Raw genomic sequence first — 14,236 nt, forward strand, 5'->3', positions numbered from 1 at the left:
GCCGGGGCCCGCGTGGATCGGGCCCCAGAACCAGCATCGCACCGGGAGTCACGGAGGGCGCGGCCGGTGGTGCGGGGGGCTCGTGTCCGGCGCCGTGCGCCGTGGAGCCGGGTGGATCGCTACAGAATCAGGACGTTTCCGCCACTGTCGGTGGGATGCGGGATGTATAAACTTTCGACGATATCGAAGGATTGTTGTTAACCGGGGGGTTCTCCAATGGCGATCGAGCTGCCGAGCGAGGTAGCGACGCTCCTGGACTTCATCGGCATCCACTGGCCCTCGGTCAACGAGGACAAGGTCCGTGAATTCGGGGAGCACGTCAAGGAGTTCGCGAAGGGCCTCGAAGACCTGCACGCGGACTCGACGGCGACGGTCCATCAGCTCGGCGGGGCGTACGAGGGGGCGTCCTACGAGGCGCTCATCGCCAAGTGGGCGCTGATGTCCGACAAGCACTTCAACGAGGTCGTCCAGGCGGCCCACGTGGTGGCGAAGGCGCTGGACACCGCCGCCGACGTGATCGTGGCGATGAAGCTGGAGGCGCTCGGCGAGCTCATCGTGCTGGCCGCCTCCTTCGTCGCCGCCCAGGCCGCCGCGGTGGCGACCTTCGGCCTGGCGGAGGCCGGGGTGATCGCGATCCAGCAGGCCGGGCGCAAGCTGATGTCCTACCTGGCGCACCAGTTGGAGGACCACATCGTCTCCGAGGTGATCGAGGCGGCGATCACCCCGCTGGTGGAGATCGTCTCCGGGGCGGTGGCCGGGTTGGTGTTCGAGGCCGCCGAGGCCGCGCTGAGCGGCGGTGGCGGGTCGGGGGGAACCCAGTTCAAGATCAACCCTGACGCGGTGGAGGCGCACGCCAAGGCCCTGCACGAACAGGCCGAGAAGGTGGCCCAGCACGCGCAGGTCTTCAGCAGCCGGGTCGCGGGGGTGAGTTTCGCGTGACGGACCCGATCGTCAAGGCCCTGGAGAAGGGCGCCCAGAAGCTCGGCAAGGCGCTCGCCGACGACATGGGCAAGGCCGCCAAGAAGATGTACAAGCAGGCCGGCGACAACCTGTCGAAGGCCGCCAAGCACCACAAGGACAACGACTCCGGCAACGCCCACACCTTCGACGAGAAGAACAAGGACAAGGCCGCGCCGCCGCCGAAGGCGGGCAGCAGCGGCGGCGACGGGCCGAAGACGCCGCCCCGGAAGTACTACGTCCACGACGACGGCCGGGTCCAGGAGATCAAGGACGGCAAGTTCGTCGACGTCGACGGGAGCGACAAATCCCTGAAGACCCTGCTGGACGGGGCTTCGGAGAAGGTCAAGGACCCCTCCCCGGACGACCTCAAGGACAAGTACCACGCGAAGAAGTACAAGAAGTCCGACAAGGACGACGACGGGAACCCCAAGAAGGACGAGAAGGTCCCGAGCAGCCGGATCGACGCTCCGACCCCGCTCTCCCGGGCCGTCGAGGAGGCCCGCCGGGCCCAGGGCGACTACGGCGGCAAGAACTACGCGGCGCTCCGGTACAAGCACCCGGACGGCGACGAGATCATCCTGGTCGGCCGCAGCGGTGACCGGAGCCACTCCGAACGGTCCATCGGCAAACCGCTGCTCGGCGGCCGGGAGGACCACGTCTCCGAGTTGTACACCGAGCGGGCCCCCTGTCAGGCCAACGAGAACTGCGAGCGCTGGCTCGGTCGGCACTTCCAGCCCAAGAACCCCGACCTCGACGTGAACTACGGCGTGGAGTACGACAGCAAGGTCCCCACGAAGAACCGGGACTGGGGCCACCGGGCGTACCTGGACCAGCTCCACCAGGATCACACCGCGGGCCAGCATGGTGGCACGATGGGCACGAAGGACTTCGACGCGCAGGGGCAGCAGGACAAGGCGGCCCACGAGACGAAGCACGTGGCGAAGAAGGCGAAGCATGGACAGTAGGGCAGTTGGCGGGCGGACCGAGAGGACGGATGACCGGTGCTGGTAGGGATCGACTGGCCCCGGGTCGTCGCCGAGGCCGCGCCCGGCGACCTGTTGAGGTTCAAGCCCGACGAGGCGGCCCGGATCTGGCCGGACGGGGACGGCGCCCGCTTCGTGACGGAGATCGGGGTGCCGTTCTCCAACGGGCTGTTCCGGTTGCTGGAGGAGCTCGCGGACCGGCGGCCCGAGAACCCGGACTGGGCGTTCGCCCGGCCGCTGACCGATTCGCTGGTGGAGACCGAGCACGGCACGCTGCGCCAGTTGGGCGAGTTGTCCAGCGCGTTCGTGTTCGTCAACCTCGACGACGGGACGATCTGGGTCTGCGACCCGGACGCCGACGAGGAGTACCAGCTGATCCACCGTGACATCTCCTCGCTGGCGTACCTGGTGTACAAGATCGCCATCGAGCGGCCGCGGCCCGAGGAACGGCCGACGCCGTACGACTGGGCCGATGCCGAGGAGTACATCCGGGAGGGCATGGGCCGCTGGGACGATCTGCCGTTCGGCAGCGAGGCGGAGTTCTGGAACTCCTTCCTCGACTTCTACCAGACGACGTGAGAGGGCCGGTGCGGACATGGACGACGAGCTGACGGCGGCGCTTACGGCGCACTTCGGGCCGCGGGGGCTGCGCAGCCTGTCGGTCGCGCCCGCCGGGCCGCTGCGCGACCCCGGACTGCCGCTCCAGGTGGGGCCGTACTTCCGGGCCGCCGAGGAGTCCGACCCGCTGTCGCTGGGTGAGTACGCGGCCGGGGCCGGGCTGGCGGCCGGAGCGTCGGCCGCCCAACTGCGGATCGGCACCGACGGCGGGGCCGAGCTGTTCTTCGCCCCGGACCGGTCCGTCCGCGCGCTGCTGCTGGGGTCCGAGCCGGCGGAGCTGCCGGTCGCCTCGACGGTGGAGGCGTTCGCGGCCGGGCTGCTGCTGCTGGACCGGTACCTGCCGGCGGTCGCCGCGTCCGACCGGCCGGAGGCGGCCTTCGCCGCCTACCGGGAGCTGCGCCAGGGGCTGCTGGCGGCCGACCCGGCCGCCTTCGAGGACCGCGAGGGCTGGTGGCCGCGGGTGCTGGACGACCTGCGGCGCCCGCTGAACGTCGACTCCTCGGCGGCCTTCGAGGTGGTCGACGAGCAGGGCGGGACGCGGATCGAGACGGCCATCGGCGGCCCGGGCCTGCTGCACCCCGAGGAGGTGCTCTGGCACCGCCTGCGGGCGGAGGGCGTGGAGCCCGAGCAGGTGGTGCGGGTCTACTGCGAGCTGGAGCCGTGCATGATGCCCGGGCACTACTGCGCGCGCTGGATGGCGGCGGAGTTCCCGCAGGCGGAGTTCACCCACGGCTTCGACTACGGGGAGACGGCCGAGTCGCGCGAGAGCGGGATCAAGGCACTGATGATCAGCCTGGCCGAGCGGCAGGGCTGAGCGGTCGGGCCGCGCGGGGAGGCCCGAGCGGTCGGGCCGCGGTGGAACCAGGAGAGGGAAGCGGGAATGGTGCGGGACGGGCGACGGATGCCGCCGCTGGGGGCGGGGCGCAGGGCGGCCGGACTGGCACTGCTCGGCTGGCTGGACGACATGCGGGCACCGCGGCTCTGCCGGGTGGCGGGGCCGCCCGGGGCCGGCAAGTCGCACCTGCTGGCCTGGCTGGTCCGCGGCTGCACGACGGACGAGGCGCCGGGCGAGCGGCGGATCCACGCCGTGCTGCCCGCCGCCGGCGCCACCCTCCGGACGGCCGTCTGGTCGCTGGGCCACCAGCTCGACCTGGTGGCGCACGCCCCGGGCCCGCTGATCGAGGCGATCGCGGCGGACAACCGCCCGACCCTGATCTGCGTCCCCGAGCTGGACAGGGCCGACGACCCGGCCGGCCTGGTGACCGGGCTGCTCGACCCGCTGCTCCGGCTGCCCGGGGTGCGCCTGGTGGTCGAGGCGACGACCGGGGGCGCGGCGGCCGCGGCGTTCACCGCGGTGCCCGCGCCGGCGGTGCTGGAACTCGGCGATCCGCAGTGGACGGACCGGGAGCGGTTCGCGCAGTGGGCGGCGGCCCGGGGCGGCGACGCGGGCGCTTACCCGCTGCCCGGCCCGGTCCTCGGGACGCCGGCCGCTCCGCCGGTGGTGCCGGCCGGTGCCGATCTGCGGTCCGCCGGCGAGGAGGCGCTGTCCGCGCTCTGGACGGCGGCCGCGGCCGGTGGCGACCCCGGCCCGCTGACCGCCGATCCGCTGCTCTACGCGCTGGCCCGCCCCGTCCCGGTGACGGCGGCCGTCGAGCGGCGGGACGACGCGCTCGGCCGGGCCTGGCGCGCCGCCGGTCCGGCCGTGATCGAGGAGCCCGACCCGGCCGTCCGGGCCGCCGTGCTGCGGACCAGGCTGCTGGGCGCGGACACCGCCGCCGCGGCCGCCGCGGCCGTCCTCGCGCAGTTGCCCGCGCCGTGGTCCGGGCGCTGGGCGCGCTGGGAGGGCACCGACCGGGACTGGCCGGGCCCGGCCGTCGCGGTCACCGCCGGGGTCGGGCCGTACCTGTCGCAGGTGCTGGTGGCCGATCCGACCGGCGCGGTGCGGACCTTCGACGTCGCCACCGGCCGCCGGGTCGGTGCCGTGGTGGTGCCGTCCCCGCGCCCGCTGCGGGGGCTGGCCGTGACGGCCGGCGGTTCCGTGGTGCTGCTCGACGCCTGGGGCCGGGCGGAGCTGGTGGTGCCGGCCGAACCGCGGCCGGGGCTGGACGGATACGGGCTGATGGCGGCGCTGGACGCGGTCCGCGCGGTGGCCGGCGGTCCGGGCGGCGGGCTGAGCGCGGTGGCCGCGATCGGCGGGCTGGCCGACTCCGCGCCCGCCTTCGGCGACGCGGCCGGCGCCGTGCACTGGTACCAGGACGGCGCGGTGGTGAGCGAGCGGCTGCACCACGGGCCGGTCACCGCGCTGGCCGGCGCCGCGCTCGGGGGCGGACCGCTGTCCGATCCGGAGATCCCGCTGCTGGTCAGCGGCGGTTTCGACGGCGCCGTGCGGCTCTGGGGCCCGCGCTCGGCGCCGATGCCCGAGCCGTCCGACCGGCGCGGCTGCCCGGTGACGGCGGTGGCCGCCGGGGCGACCGCGGCCGGCCCGGTGGTGGCCGCGGCCTGGTCCGACGGGCTGGTCCGGGTGCGCGACCTCGGCACCGGCGGGGTGCTGGACCTGCGGACGGGCTCCGAGGTCTGGTCGCTGGCGCTGGCCGGAACGCTGCTGGTGCTGGGCATGCCGGACGGCCTCGCCGCGGTGGACACCCGGCCCCGGCCGCACGGGGCCGCGGCCCCCGCCGTCGGGCTGCGGGCCGGCGCCTGAAGCAATTTTCATTAGCGAGAGTAATGACATAGACTAAGGACATGCCCGAGATGTCCGAGCAGGACCTCGCAGCCGTCAGTCAGCTGCGGTCGTCCACCATGCGCCTCTCCCGCCGCCTGCGTCACCAGCGGGTCGAGGAGTCGCTCAGCCCTACCGAGATGGGGGTGCTGGGCACCCTCGCACGCTGCGGGAAGGCCACGCCGGGTGAGCTCGCCCGGAAGGAGCACGTGCAGCCGCCCTCGATGACCAGGATCGTCGCGATGCTGGAGGAGAAGGGCCTGGTGCGGCGGGAGCCGCACCCGGAGGACCGCCGTCAGGTGGTCGTCAGCAGTACCGAACAGGCGGAGGTGATCCTCGCGGAGAGCCGCCGCCGGCGCAACGCCTGGCTCGCCGAACTCGCCGAGGGTCTCGACGAGGAGGAGTGGGCCGCCCTGCGGGCGGCCGCGCCGGTGCTCTACAAGCTCGCACACCTGTAAGACACGCTCGGGGCCCAGCCGTTCCGGTCAGCCGCCGGAGGACGAAGGAGAACCGCATCACCGCAGCACCGACCACCGAAACCAGGAGCGCGACGACCCCCTGCCGGGTCGTCGCGCCGCGAGGGGAGAGCACCGTGACACCGCCGGCCGCAGCCAGCGCCGCCATCCGCACCGACGAACCGACCACCGAACCCGCCGCGGCCACCGCCGCGGCCGCCGACGCCCAGGCACCCGCCCCGACGGGGCCGGCCGGCAACGGCGACGACGACCCCGACGAACGCACCGCGGCGGTCACCCCCGCCGCTCAGGAATCCCCGACCGGAGCCCGCTTCACCCGGCCCGGAGGGATGTTCTCCTCACTGCGCGTCCGCAACTACCGTTACTACTTCGCCGGCCAGGTGGTCTCCAACACCGGTACCTGGATGCAGCGGATCGCCCAGGACTGGCTGGTCCTCAGCCTCACCGGCAGCCCGCTCGCGGTCGGCATCACCACCGCCATGCAGTTCCTGCCGATGCTGCTGCTCGGCCTCTTCGGCGGCGTGCTCGCCGACCGGATGCCCAAGCGCCGGCTGCTGATCTACACCCAGGGCGCGATGGGCCTGCTCGCCGCGGGCCTGGCCGTGCTGACCGTCGGCGGCGTGGTGACGCCCTACTACGTGTACGCGTTCGCGCTGCTGCTCGGCCTCGTCACGGTGGTCGACAACCCGACCCGGCAGGCCTTCGTCTCCGAGATGGTCGGTCCCAAGGACCTCGCCAACGCGGTCAGCCTGAACGCCGCCAACTTCCAGACCGCCCGGCTGGTCGGCCCCGCCGTCGCGGGCCTGCTGATCGCCGCGGTCGGCAGTGGCTGGGCTTTCGCGGTGAACGCGCTCTCCTTCGCCGCCGTGATCGGCGGGCTGCTCGCCATGCGGTCGTCCGAACTGCGCCCCACCGCGCCGATCGCCCGCGAGAAGGGGCAGTTGAGGGAGGGGCTGCGGTACGTCAAGGAGCGGCCCGAGCTGCTCTGGCCGATGGTGCTGGCCGGCTTCATCGGCACCTTCGGGTTCAACTTCCCGACGCTGCTCTCCGGTTTCGCCCACGACACCTTCAAGGTCGGCGCCGGGCAGTACGGCCTGCTGAACACCGCGATGGCGGTCGGTTCGCTGGCGGGCGCGCTGCTCGCGGCCCGGCGTGGCGCGCCCCGGCTGCGCCGGCTGGTCGCCGCCGCGCTGGCCTTCGGCGCGCTGGAGGTGCTGGCCGCCTTCGCGCCCGACTACTGGTCGTTCGCGCTGCTGCTGACCCTGATCGGGGTCTTCGGGCTGAGCTTCAACACCTCGGTCAACTCGATGCTCCAGCTGGGCACCGACCCGGCGATGCGGGGCCGGGTGATGGGCCTGCTGGTCCTGGTGTTCACCGGCGGCACGCCGATCGGCGCGCCGGTCGTCGGCTGGGTGACGGCCTCGTACGGGCCCCGGCTCGGGCTGCTGGCCTGTGGGGTGGTCTCGGCGCTGGCGGCCGGCACGGTCGGTCTGGTGCTGGCCCGCAGTGCGGACCTGAAGGTCCGGGTCGATCTGCATCCGGGTCGCGGCGGGCGGGTGGTGGCCTTCGTTCCGCGCACCGTCGCCCCGGCCAAGTCCGAGCTGGCACCGGCCTGCTGACGGCTCGTCATCCCGGAGCGCACCGCGTGGTGCGCCCCGGGCGCGGGGTCAGAGCCGGATCTCCAGGATCTGGCCCCGCCAGGGCCTGCCCTTGTACTCGGACTCGAAGGCCTCGGTCTCGGTGAAGCCGAGCGCCCGGTACTGCTCGACCAGACTGCGGTCCTCGCTCGCGAAGCAGTCCACCCGGAGCAGGCCGATACCGCGCCGGCGGGCCTCGTCGAGGGCGTCGGCGATCAGCGCGGCGCCGATGCCGGAGCCCTTCAGGGAGCGGTCGGTGACCAGGTTGCGGACGTACAGCTCGCGCTCGTCCGCGGGGGTGGCGTAGGCGCTGGCCTGCTCGGACAGCACGCAGCAGCCGATGGTGCGGCCCTCGTCGTCCGTCGCGAGCCGGATCAGGAACGGCTCGGCGGTGTACCCGTCGATGCGGTCGATCAGGGCCGGGACGCTGCTCCAGGGCCGGTCGCCCCACTGGTCGGCGCGGCCCCGCGCGGCGAGCCAGGCCACCGCGCCGTCGAGCAGGGCGAGGATGTCGGCGGTGTCGGCGCGGCCGCCGGTACGGATCTTCATGAAAAAGGTTCTAACCCAGACCGGGCGGCGGGGGAAGATGAGCCCATGAGGCTCTTCGTGGCGGTGCTGCCGCCGGTCGAGGCGTTGCAGGGGCTCGCCGACGCGGTCGCCCCGGTGCGGGCCCTGCCGGGGGCGGACCGGCTGCGCTGGACGGCCGTCGAGGGCTGGCACCTGACCCTGGCCTTCCTCGGCGAGGTGCCGGCGGAGCGGCTGCCGGAGCTGGAGGCCGGGCTGGCGGCGGTGGCCGGGGTGCACGGTGTGCACCGGCTGCGGCTCGCGGGCGCCGGGCGGTTCGGCGACCGGGTGCTCTGGGCCGGGGTGGAGGGCCAGGCGTGGGCGCTGCGGCGGCTCGCCGAGGCCGTGCACGAGGCCACCGCGGAGGTGGCCGGTGAGGTCGACGCGTTCACCTTCCACCCGCATCTCACCCTCGCCCGGGCCGGCTCCTCCCGGGGGCACCGGCGGGCGGCGCAGCGGGGGGCGGTGGCCGAGCTGGAGGCGCTGGAGTCGGCGCTCGGCGGGTACCGCGGGCCGGAGTGGGAGGCCGCGGAGCTGCACCTGATGAAGAGCGAGCTCGACGGCGGCTTCGCGCACTACGAGACGGTCGCCTCCTGGCCGCTGGCCCGCTGGGGCTGAGGCGGGCCCGGGGGTGGCGGCCCGCTGGGGGCCGGGCCGCCGGCGCGTGCGTGGTGGCCCGTTCAGGGCCAGACCCGCATCGCGTCGGCGGCGACCCGCTCCAGCCCGGCCCGGTCGGCGCCGTCGCGGGCCCGCTGGGACATCCCCTGGAGCACGGTGGCGGTGAACTGCGCCAGCGCCGCCGCGTCAGCCCCGGCGGGTTCGCGGCCGGCCGCGATGTCCGCCCGGATCAGTGACTCCAGCGCGCGGACGTTGGCGTTGCGGATCTCCCGGAGCGCCTGTTCGACCTCGGGGGACGTGCAGTTCACGGCCGAGCTGATCAGCAGGCAGCCCCAGGGGTGCTCCGGGTCGGTGGCCTCGGCGGCGGCCTCATGGAGCATCCGGGCGATGCCGGCCCGGGCGGTGGGCTCCTCGGCGAGCGCGCGGGTCGAGTAGGCGCCGTGGCTCTCCCGGTAGCGGGCGACGACCTCCGCGAAGAGCGCGCGCTTGTCGCCGAAGGCCGCGTACAGGCTCGGCGGGCGGATGCCCATGGCGGAGGTGAGGTCGGCGACCGAGGTCGCCTCCCAGCCGCGCTCCCAGAACAGCCGAAGGGCCTGCTCCAGGGCGGCCTCGCGGTCGAAGGAGCGGGGGCGTCCGCGCCGCGCTGTGCCGGTGCCCGCGTCGGAGGGCGGGACGGCGGCTGCGGCGGCTGGGGTGGCTGGGTCGGGGGCCATGCCCGTCATTCTATATCGAGCACTACAGAAGCTCTGGTACGGTTCATTTCATTAGCGACCGCTACAGAAATAGGGGGCGTGGCCATGGGCACGCTTGCGGGCAGGACGGCTCTGGTGACGGGCGGCAGCCGGGGGATCGGGCGAGGCATAGCCGAGCGGTTGGGACGCGACGGGGCGCTGGTCGCCGTCCACTACGGCCGTGACGCCGAGGCGGCGGCGCGGGTCGTCGGGGTGATCGAGCGGGCCGGCGGCCGGGCCTTCGCGATCGGCACCGAACTGGGGGTGCCCGGTGACGCGCGGGCGCTCTGGGCGGCCTTCGACGCGGGGCTCGCCGCGCACGGCGGCGGCGAGGGCCTGGACATCCTGGTGAACAACGCCGGGATCGGTCAGAACGGGCGGATCCACGAGGTCGCCGAAGCGGACTTCGACCGGGTGTTCGCGGTGAACGCCAAGGCGCCGTTCTTCATCGTCCAGCACGGCCTGGGCCGGCTGCGGGACGGCGGCCGGATCGTCAACGTCTCGTCCGGGGTCACCCGGGTCGCGTTCCCGTCGGCCGTCTCCTACGCGATGACCAAGGGGGCGCTGAACACCCTCACACTGACGCTCGCCGAGGAGCTCGGGCCGCGCGGGATCACCGTCAACGCGGTGCTGCCGGGCATCGTCGACACCGACATCAACCCCTGGCTGGCCGACCCGGCGGCCCGAGCCGGGGCGGCCGGCCACTCGGCCTTCGACCGGGTCGGTGAGGCGGCCGACGTGGCGGACATCGTGGCCTTCCTGGCCTCCGACGACGCCCGCTGGATCACCGGGCAGAACCTGGACGCCACCGGCGGATCCAACCTCGGGGTCTGACCGCCGACGGGTCGCGGGTACGCTCGATGACCGTGGATCCCAAGACTCGCATGCGTATCGTGACCGGCGCCCTGGTGCTGCTGCTGGTGGTCGTCCTGATCAGCTCGCTCGTCAACAGGTAGCGCGAACAAACGGAAGGGCCACCGCCCGCAGGCGGTGGCCCTCACGCGTGTGCCGGCCCGCTCAGGGCCGTACGACCGTGCCGGTGCTCAGAGCTGCTCGACCACGTAGTCGATGCAGGCGGTGAGCGCCTCGACGTCCGCCGGCTCGATGGCCGGGAACATCGCGACGCGCAGCTGGTTGCGGCCGAGCTTGCGGTACGGCTCGGTGTCGACGATGCCGTTGGCACGCAGTGCCTTAGCGACGGCGGAGGCGTCCACCGCGTCGTCGAAGTCGATCGTGCCGACCACCTGGGAGCGCTCCGCCGGGTTCGCCACGAACGGGGTGGCGAACGACGACTTCTCGGCCCAGCCGTACAGCCGGGAGGAGGAGTCGGCCGTCCGGGCGACCGCCCAGTCCAGGCCGCCGTTGCCGTTCAGCCAGTCCAGCTGGTCGGCCAGCAGGAACAGGGTGGAGATCGCCGGGGTGTTGTACGTCTGGTCCTTCGACGAGTTGTCGATGGCCGTCGGCAGATCGAAGAACGGCGGGATGTAGCGGCCGGAGCCGGCGATCTCGGCGGCGCGCTCCAGGGCGGCCGGGGAGAACGTCGCCAGCCAGAGGCCGCCCTCGGCGGCGAAGGACTTCTGCGGCGCGAAGTAGTAGACATCGGTCTCGGTGATGTCGACCGGCAGGCCGCCGGCGCCCGAGGTGGCGTCCACCAGGACCAGCGAGCCCTCGTCCGCCCCGGCCGGGCGCCCGATCGGCATCGCGACACCGGTGGAGGTCTCGTTGTGGGTGAGCGCGTAGACGTCCACGCCCGCCTCGGCGACCGGCAGCGGGTGGGTGCCCGGGGCGGTCTTGATCACGGTCGGCTCGCCCAGCCAGGGCGCCGCCTTGACCGAGGAGGCGAACTTGGAGGAGAACTCGCCGAAGTCGAGGTGCTGGGACTTCTCCCGCACCAGGCCGAAGGCCGCGATGTCCCAGAAGGCGGTGGAGCCACCGTTGCCGAGAACCACCTCGTACCCCTCGGGGAGGGAGAAGAGGCTGCTCACGCCCTCGCGCACGCGCTTGACCAGGTTCTTCACCGGGGCCTGGCGGTGCGAGGTGCCGAGCAGGGAGGTCTCGGTGGCGGCGAGGGCACTCAGGGCCTCGGGGCGCACCTTGGACGGGCCGCAGCCGAAACGGCCGTCTGCGGGCTTGATGTCAGCGGGGATCTGGATCTGAGCCACGGGCGGCAGCCTACCGGCCGCGATTGCGGAAGTGTTACGGCAGTCCGCCCGCTGAGATGCGATCTTCACGGCTGCGAGCTGCGGAAACAGCGGGTCCGACGGAGCGTCGGACCCGCTGCTCACCAGCGGTTTCTCAGTGCGCGATGGCCTCGAAGCCCTCGATGTCGCGCGGGCTGCGCGGGGCGGGGCCGATGTAGCGCGCGGCGGGGCGGACGAGCCGGCCCGTGCGCTTCTGCTCCAGGATGTGCGCCGACCAGCCGGCGGTGCGCGCACAGGTGAACATCGAGGTGAACATGTGCGCCGGGACCTCGGCGAAGTCCAGCATGATGGCGGCCCAGAACTCGACGTTGGTGGCCAGCACGCGGTCGGGGCGGCGGTTGTGCAGCTCCTCCAGCGCGGCCTTCTCCAGCGCCTCGGCGACCTCGAAGCGCGGCGCGCCGAGCTCCTTGGCGGTGCGGCGCAGCACGCGGGCGCGCGGGTCCTCGGCGCGGTAGACGCGGTGGCCGAAGCCCATCAGGCGCTCGCCCTTGTCCAGCGCGTTCTTCACCCAGGCCTTGGCGTCGCCGGTGCGCTCGATCTCCTCGATCATGCCGAGCACCCGGGACGGCGCGCCGCCGTGCAGCGGGCCGGACATCGCGCCGACGGCGCCGGAGAGCGCGGCCGCGACGTCGGCACCGGTGGAGGCGATGACGCGGGCGGTGAAGGTGGAGGCGTTCATCCCGTGCTCGGCGGCGGACGTCCAGTAGGCGTCGATGGCCTTGACGTGCTTCGGGTCCGGCTCGCCGCGCCAGCGGATCATGAAGCGCTCGACGACCGTCTCGGCCTTGTCGATCTCGCTCTGCGGGACCATCGGCAGGCCCTGGCCGCGGGCGGACTGCGCCACGTACGAGAGGGCCATCACGGCCGCCCGGGCGAGGTCGTCACGGGCCTGCTCGGCGGAGATGTCGAGCAGCGGCTTGAGGCCCCAGACCGGGGCGAGCATGGCGAGGGCGGACTGCACGTCCACCCGGATGTCGCCGGAGTGGACCGGGATCGGGAAGGGCTCGGCGGCCGGCAGGCCGGGGTTGAACTTGCCGTCCACCAGCAGGCCCCAGACGTGGCCGAAGGAGACGTGGCCGACCAGGTCGTCGATGTCGACTCCGCGGTACCGCAGGGCGCCGCCTTCACGGTCGGGTTCGGCGATCTCGCTCTCGAAAGCGACGACTCCCTCAAGCCCGGGTACGAAGTCGGACATGCGACGGCTCCTTCAGCTCTGTGATCGGCGGGCCGCCGTGGTGGGGCGGTACGCCAGTGACCGAATGGTGTTTGGCACTCGGTGCCAGCCTGACAGGCACGGGGTGCATTGCGCCATACACCACGGTGGTGATGTTTCCCGCAGGACCGCTCGACCTTCACCTGAGGGCCGGTCGCGCCCGGCGATTCTCCGGAATCAATCATCGGTTTCCGGACAATTGCCTGTAGCTCGGACGGCCGAGCGGTGGCGAGACACCTTATCTCCCACGGGGGTTTGTCCGGAGGTAGCGGTGCCGGTTGCTTGTCGTACGGGATGATGTTGACGTGCAGACCCCGGAACGCGCCCAGTCGACGCCCCCGAGCCCCGCCTCCCGGATCCTGGCCGAGGAGGCCCGGCCCGGGCCGGACCTCACCGTGATGCGCAAGCACTACACCCACGAGGGCCTGGTCGAGGGGCAGCTCGCGGCCGACCCGGTCACCCAGTTCACCCGCTGGTTCCACGAGGCGGACGACGCCGGCGTGGTGGAACCCAACGCGATGGTGCTCTCCACCGCCGACGCCGGGGGGCGGCCGAGCTCGCGCACGGTGCTGCTGAAGGGCTTCGACCGGCGCGGCTTCGTGTTCTTCACCAACTACGGCTCCCGCAAGGGCACCGAGCTGGCCGTCAACCCGCAGGCGGCCCTGCTCTTCCCCTGGGTGGCGCTGGCCCGCCAGGTGATCGTGCAGGGCCGGGTGGAGAAGGTCGGCCGGGACGAGACCGCCGCCTACTTCCGCACCCGACCGCACGGCTCCCAGCTCGGCGCCTGGGCCAGCGAGCAGTCCAGCCCGGTCGGCAGCCGCGAGGTGCTGGAGCAGCGGTACGCGGAGCTGGAGCGCCGCTACCCGGAGGGCGAGGGGGTGCCGGTCCCGCCGTTCTGGGGCGGGTACCGGGTGGTCCCGGAGAGCGTGGAGTTCTGGCAGGGCCGGGAGAACCGGCTGCACGACCGGCTCCGCTTCCTCGCCGACCCGTCGGCGCCGACCGGCTGGCGGGTCGAGCGGCTCTGCCCCTGACCGCCGGGGGCGGGCCGACGCCGCCGTCGTGGCCGCCGCGCCGGGTGTCGTCGACCCCGCCCCGGCCGGGAAAGGGCCTGGCGCGGCGGCGCAGCACAGCTGATGGCCCGTCATGCGCGGGTGTAGTATGCGCGTCGCGGACCGGGTCGACTCCCCGGGGCCACCAGCCCGCTGGGCCGAGCAGATCGAGTGAGGGACTGATGGGCGTCACCGGTGCGGGAACCGCCGTTGGACTCGGCTCTGACCTGGTCGACGTCACCGCCCTGCCGCTGGACGAGATCGACGCCCTGCCCGACACCGTCCTCGGCGACCTGCTGCGCCGGGTGGTCGCGGACGTCCTGGCCCCCGGCGCGGAGCCGGTCGCGGCCTTCCAGTCGTCCCTGTAGTCCCGGAGCCACGAGCTTCGCCGACTCCCGGGCGCGACCGCGGAGTTCGCGACATGCTGGGGAGGACAGCAGCGCAGTCGCGGCACCGTCGGGCCCGGG

Annotated in this window: 15 protein-coding genes; 11 read left to right on the forward strand and 4 right to left on the reverse strand. The window is 73.3% G+C overall.

The window, feature by feature from the left end:
* Positions 1-216: 216 nt before the first annotated feature.
* The 7 genes from ABZ495_RS11945 to ABZ495_RS11975 all read left to right on the forward strand — a co-directional run bounded on the left by ABZ495_RS11945 (position 217) and on the right by ABZ495_RS11975 (position 7,375).
* On the forward strand, positions 217-939 hold the full coding sequence (locus ABZ495_RS11945; protein ID WP_329489187.1) for a WXG100 family type VII secretion target: 723 nt from the start codon (positions 217-219) through the stop codon (positions 937-939).
* Positions 936-1,925, forward strand: a complete 990-nt coding sequence (locus ABZ495_RS11950; protein WP_359803803.1) for a nucleic acid/nucleotide deaminase domain-containing protein — start codon at positions 936-938, stop codon at positions 1,923-1,925. Before ABZ495_RS11945 ends, ABZ495_RS11950 begins: the two co-directional genes overlap by 4 nt.
* Before the next feature lie 36 nt (positions 1,926-1,961).
* Positions 1,962-2,522, forward strand: a complete 561-nt coding sequence (locus ABZ495_RS11955; RefSeq protein ID WP_329489189.1) for an SUKH-4 family immunity protein — start codon at positions 1,962-1,964, stop codon at positions 2,520-2,522.
* Positions 2,523-2,538: 16 nt separating this feature from the next.
* The gene (locus ABZ495_RS11960) at positions 2,539-3,375 is read left to right on the forward strand and encodes a nucleic acid/nucleotide deaminase domain-containing protein (protein WP_359803802.1); all 837 of its coding nucleotides are present in this window, start codon (positions 2,539-2,541) and stop codon (positions 3,373-3,375) included.
* Between the two features lie 66 nt (positions 3,376-3,441).
* Positions 3,442-5,262: a hypothetical protein gene (locus tag ABZ495_RS11965; protein WP_359835546.1), complete on the forward strand. Its 1,821-nt coding sequence runs from the start codon at positions 3,442-3,444 to the stop codon at positions 5,260-5,262.
* Between the two features lie 41 nt (positions 5,263-5,303).
* Entirely contained in the window at positions 5,304-5,738 is a 435-nt protein-coding gene (locus ABZ495_RS11970) for a MarR family transcriptional regulator (protein WP_329489192.1), read from the forward strand.
* 134 nt (positions 5,739-5,872) lie between these two features.
* Positions 5,873-7,375 carry an MFS transporter gene (locus ABZ495_RS11975; RefSeq protein ID WP_352291454.1) on the forward strand — a complete coding sequence of 501 codons (1,503 nt, stop codon included), beginning with the start codon at positions 5,873-5,875 and terminating at the stop codon, positions 7,373-7,375.
* Between the two features lie 48 nt (positions 7,376-7,423).
* Here ABZ495_RS11975 and ABZ495_RS11980 read toward each other — a convergent pair whose 3' ends face one another.
* Positions 7,424-7,942, reverse strand: a complete 519-nt coding sequence (locus ABZ495_RS11980; protein ID WP_359835547.1) for a GNAT family N-acetyltransferase — start codon at positions 7,940-7,942, stop codon at positions 7,424-7,426.
* A gap of 45 nt (positions 7,943-7,987) precedes the next feature.
* On the opposite strand from ABZ495_RS11980, the gene thpR reads away from it, so the two are divergent.
* Positions 7,988-8,575: an RNA 2',3'-cyclic phosphodiesterase gene (thpR, locus tag ABZ495_RS11985; RefSeq protein ID WP_359835549.1), complete on the forward strand. Its 588-nt coding sequence runs from the start codon at positions 7,988-7,990 to the stop codon at positions 8,573-8,575.
* A gap of 62 nt (positions 8,576-8,637) precedes the next feature.
* Here thpR and ABZ495_RS11990 read toward each other — a convergent pair whose 3' ends face one another.
* Positions 8,638-9,288 (reverse strand): TetR/AcrR family transcriptional regulator, encoded by a 651-nt coding sequence (locus ABZ495_RS11990; protein WP_359835551.1) that lies wholly within the window; start codon positions 9,286-9,288, stop codon positions 8,638-8,640.
* Between the two features lie 84 nt (positions 9,289-9,372).
* On the opposite strand from ABZ495_RS11990, the gene ABZ495_RS11995 reads away from it, so the two are divergent.
* The gene (locus tag ABZ495_RS11995) at positions 9,373-10,140 is read left to right on the forward strand and encodes an SDR family oxidoreductase (protein WP_329489197.1); all 768 of its coding nucleotides are present in this window, start codon (positions 9,373-9,375) and stop codon (positions 10,138-10,140) included.
* A 209-nt stretch (positions 10,141-10,349) separates the two neighbouring features.
* On the opposite strand, the gene serC is transcribed toward ABZ495_RS11995, so the two are convergent.
* Together serC and ABZ495_RS12005 are read right to left on the reverse strand one after the other, a co-directional pair.
* On the reverse strand, positions 10,350-11,468 hold the full coding sequence (gene serC, locus ABZ495_RS12000) for a phosphoserine transaminase (protein ID WP_329489198.1): 1,119 nt from the start codon (positions 11,466-11,468) through the stop codon (positions 10,350-10,352).
* A 133-nt stretch (positions 11,469-11,601) separates the two neighbouring features.
* The gene (locus tag ABZ495_RS12005) at positions 11,602-12,702 is read right to left on the reverse strand and encodes a citrate synthase 2 (protein WP_329489199.1); all 1,101 of its coding nucleotides are present in this window, start codon (positions 12,700-12,702) and stop codon (positions 11,602-11,604) included.
* 416 nt (positions 12,703-13,118) lie between these two features.
* On the opposite strand from ABZ495_RS12005, the gene pdxH reads away from it, so the two are divergent.
* Together pdxH and fxsA are read left to right on the forward strand one after the other, a co-directional pair.
* Positions 13,119-13,751, forward strand: coding sequence for a pyridoxamine 5'-phosphate oxidase (pdxH, locus tag ABZ495_RS12010; RefSeq protein WP_329492207.1), 633 nt, complete (start codon positions 13,119-13,121; stop codon positions 13,749-13,751).
* Between the two features lie 200 nt (positions 13,752-13,951).
* A complete protein-coding gene (fxsA, locus tag ABZ495_RS12015; RefSeq protein ID WP_329489200.1) occupies positions 13,952-14,137 on the forward strand; it encodes an FxSxx-COOH cyclophane-containing RiPP peptide in 186 nt (61 codons plus the stop codon).
* The last annotated feature ends 99 nt before the right edge of the window (positions 14,138-14,236 follow it).

The sequence above is a fragment of the Kitasatospora sp. NPDC005748 genome, from assembly GCF_040630735.1.
Classification (GTDB): domain Bacteria; phylum Actinomycetota; class Actinomycetes; order Streptomycetales; family Streptomycetaceae; genus Kitasatospora.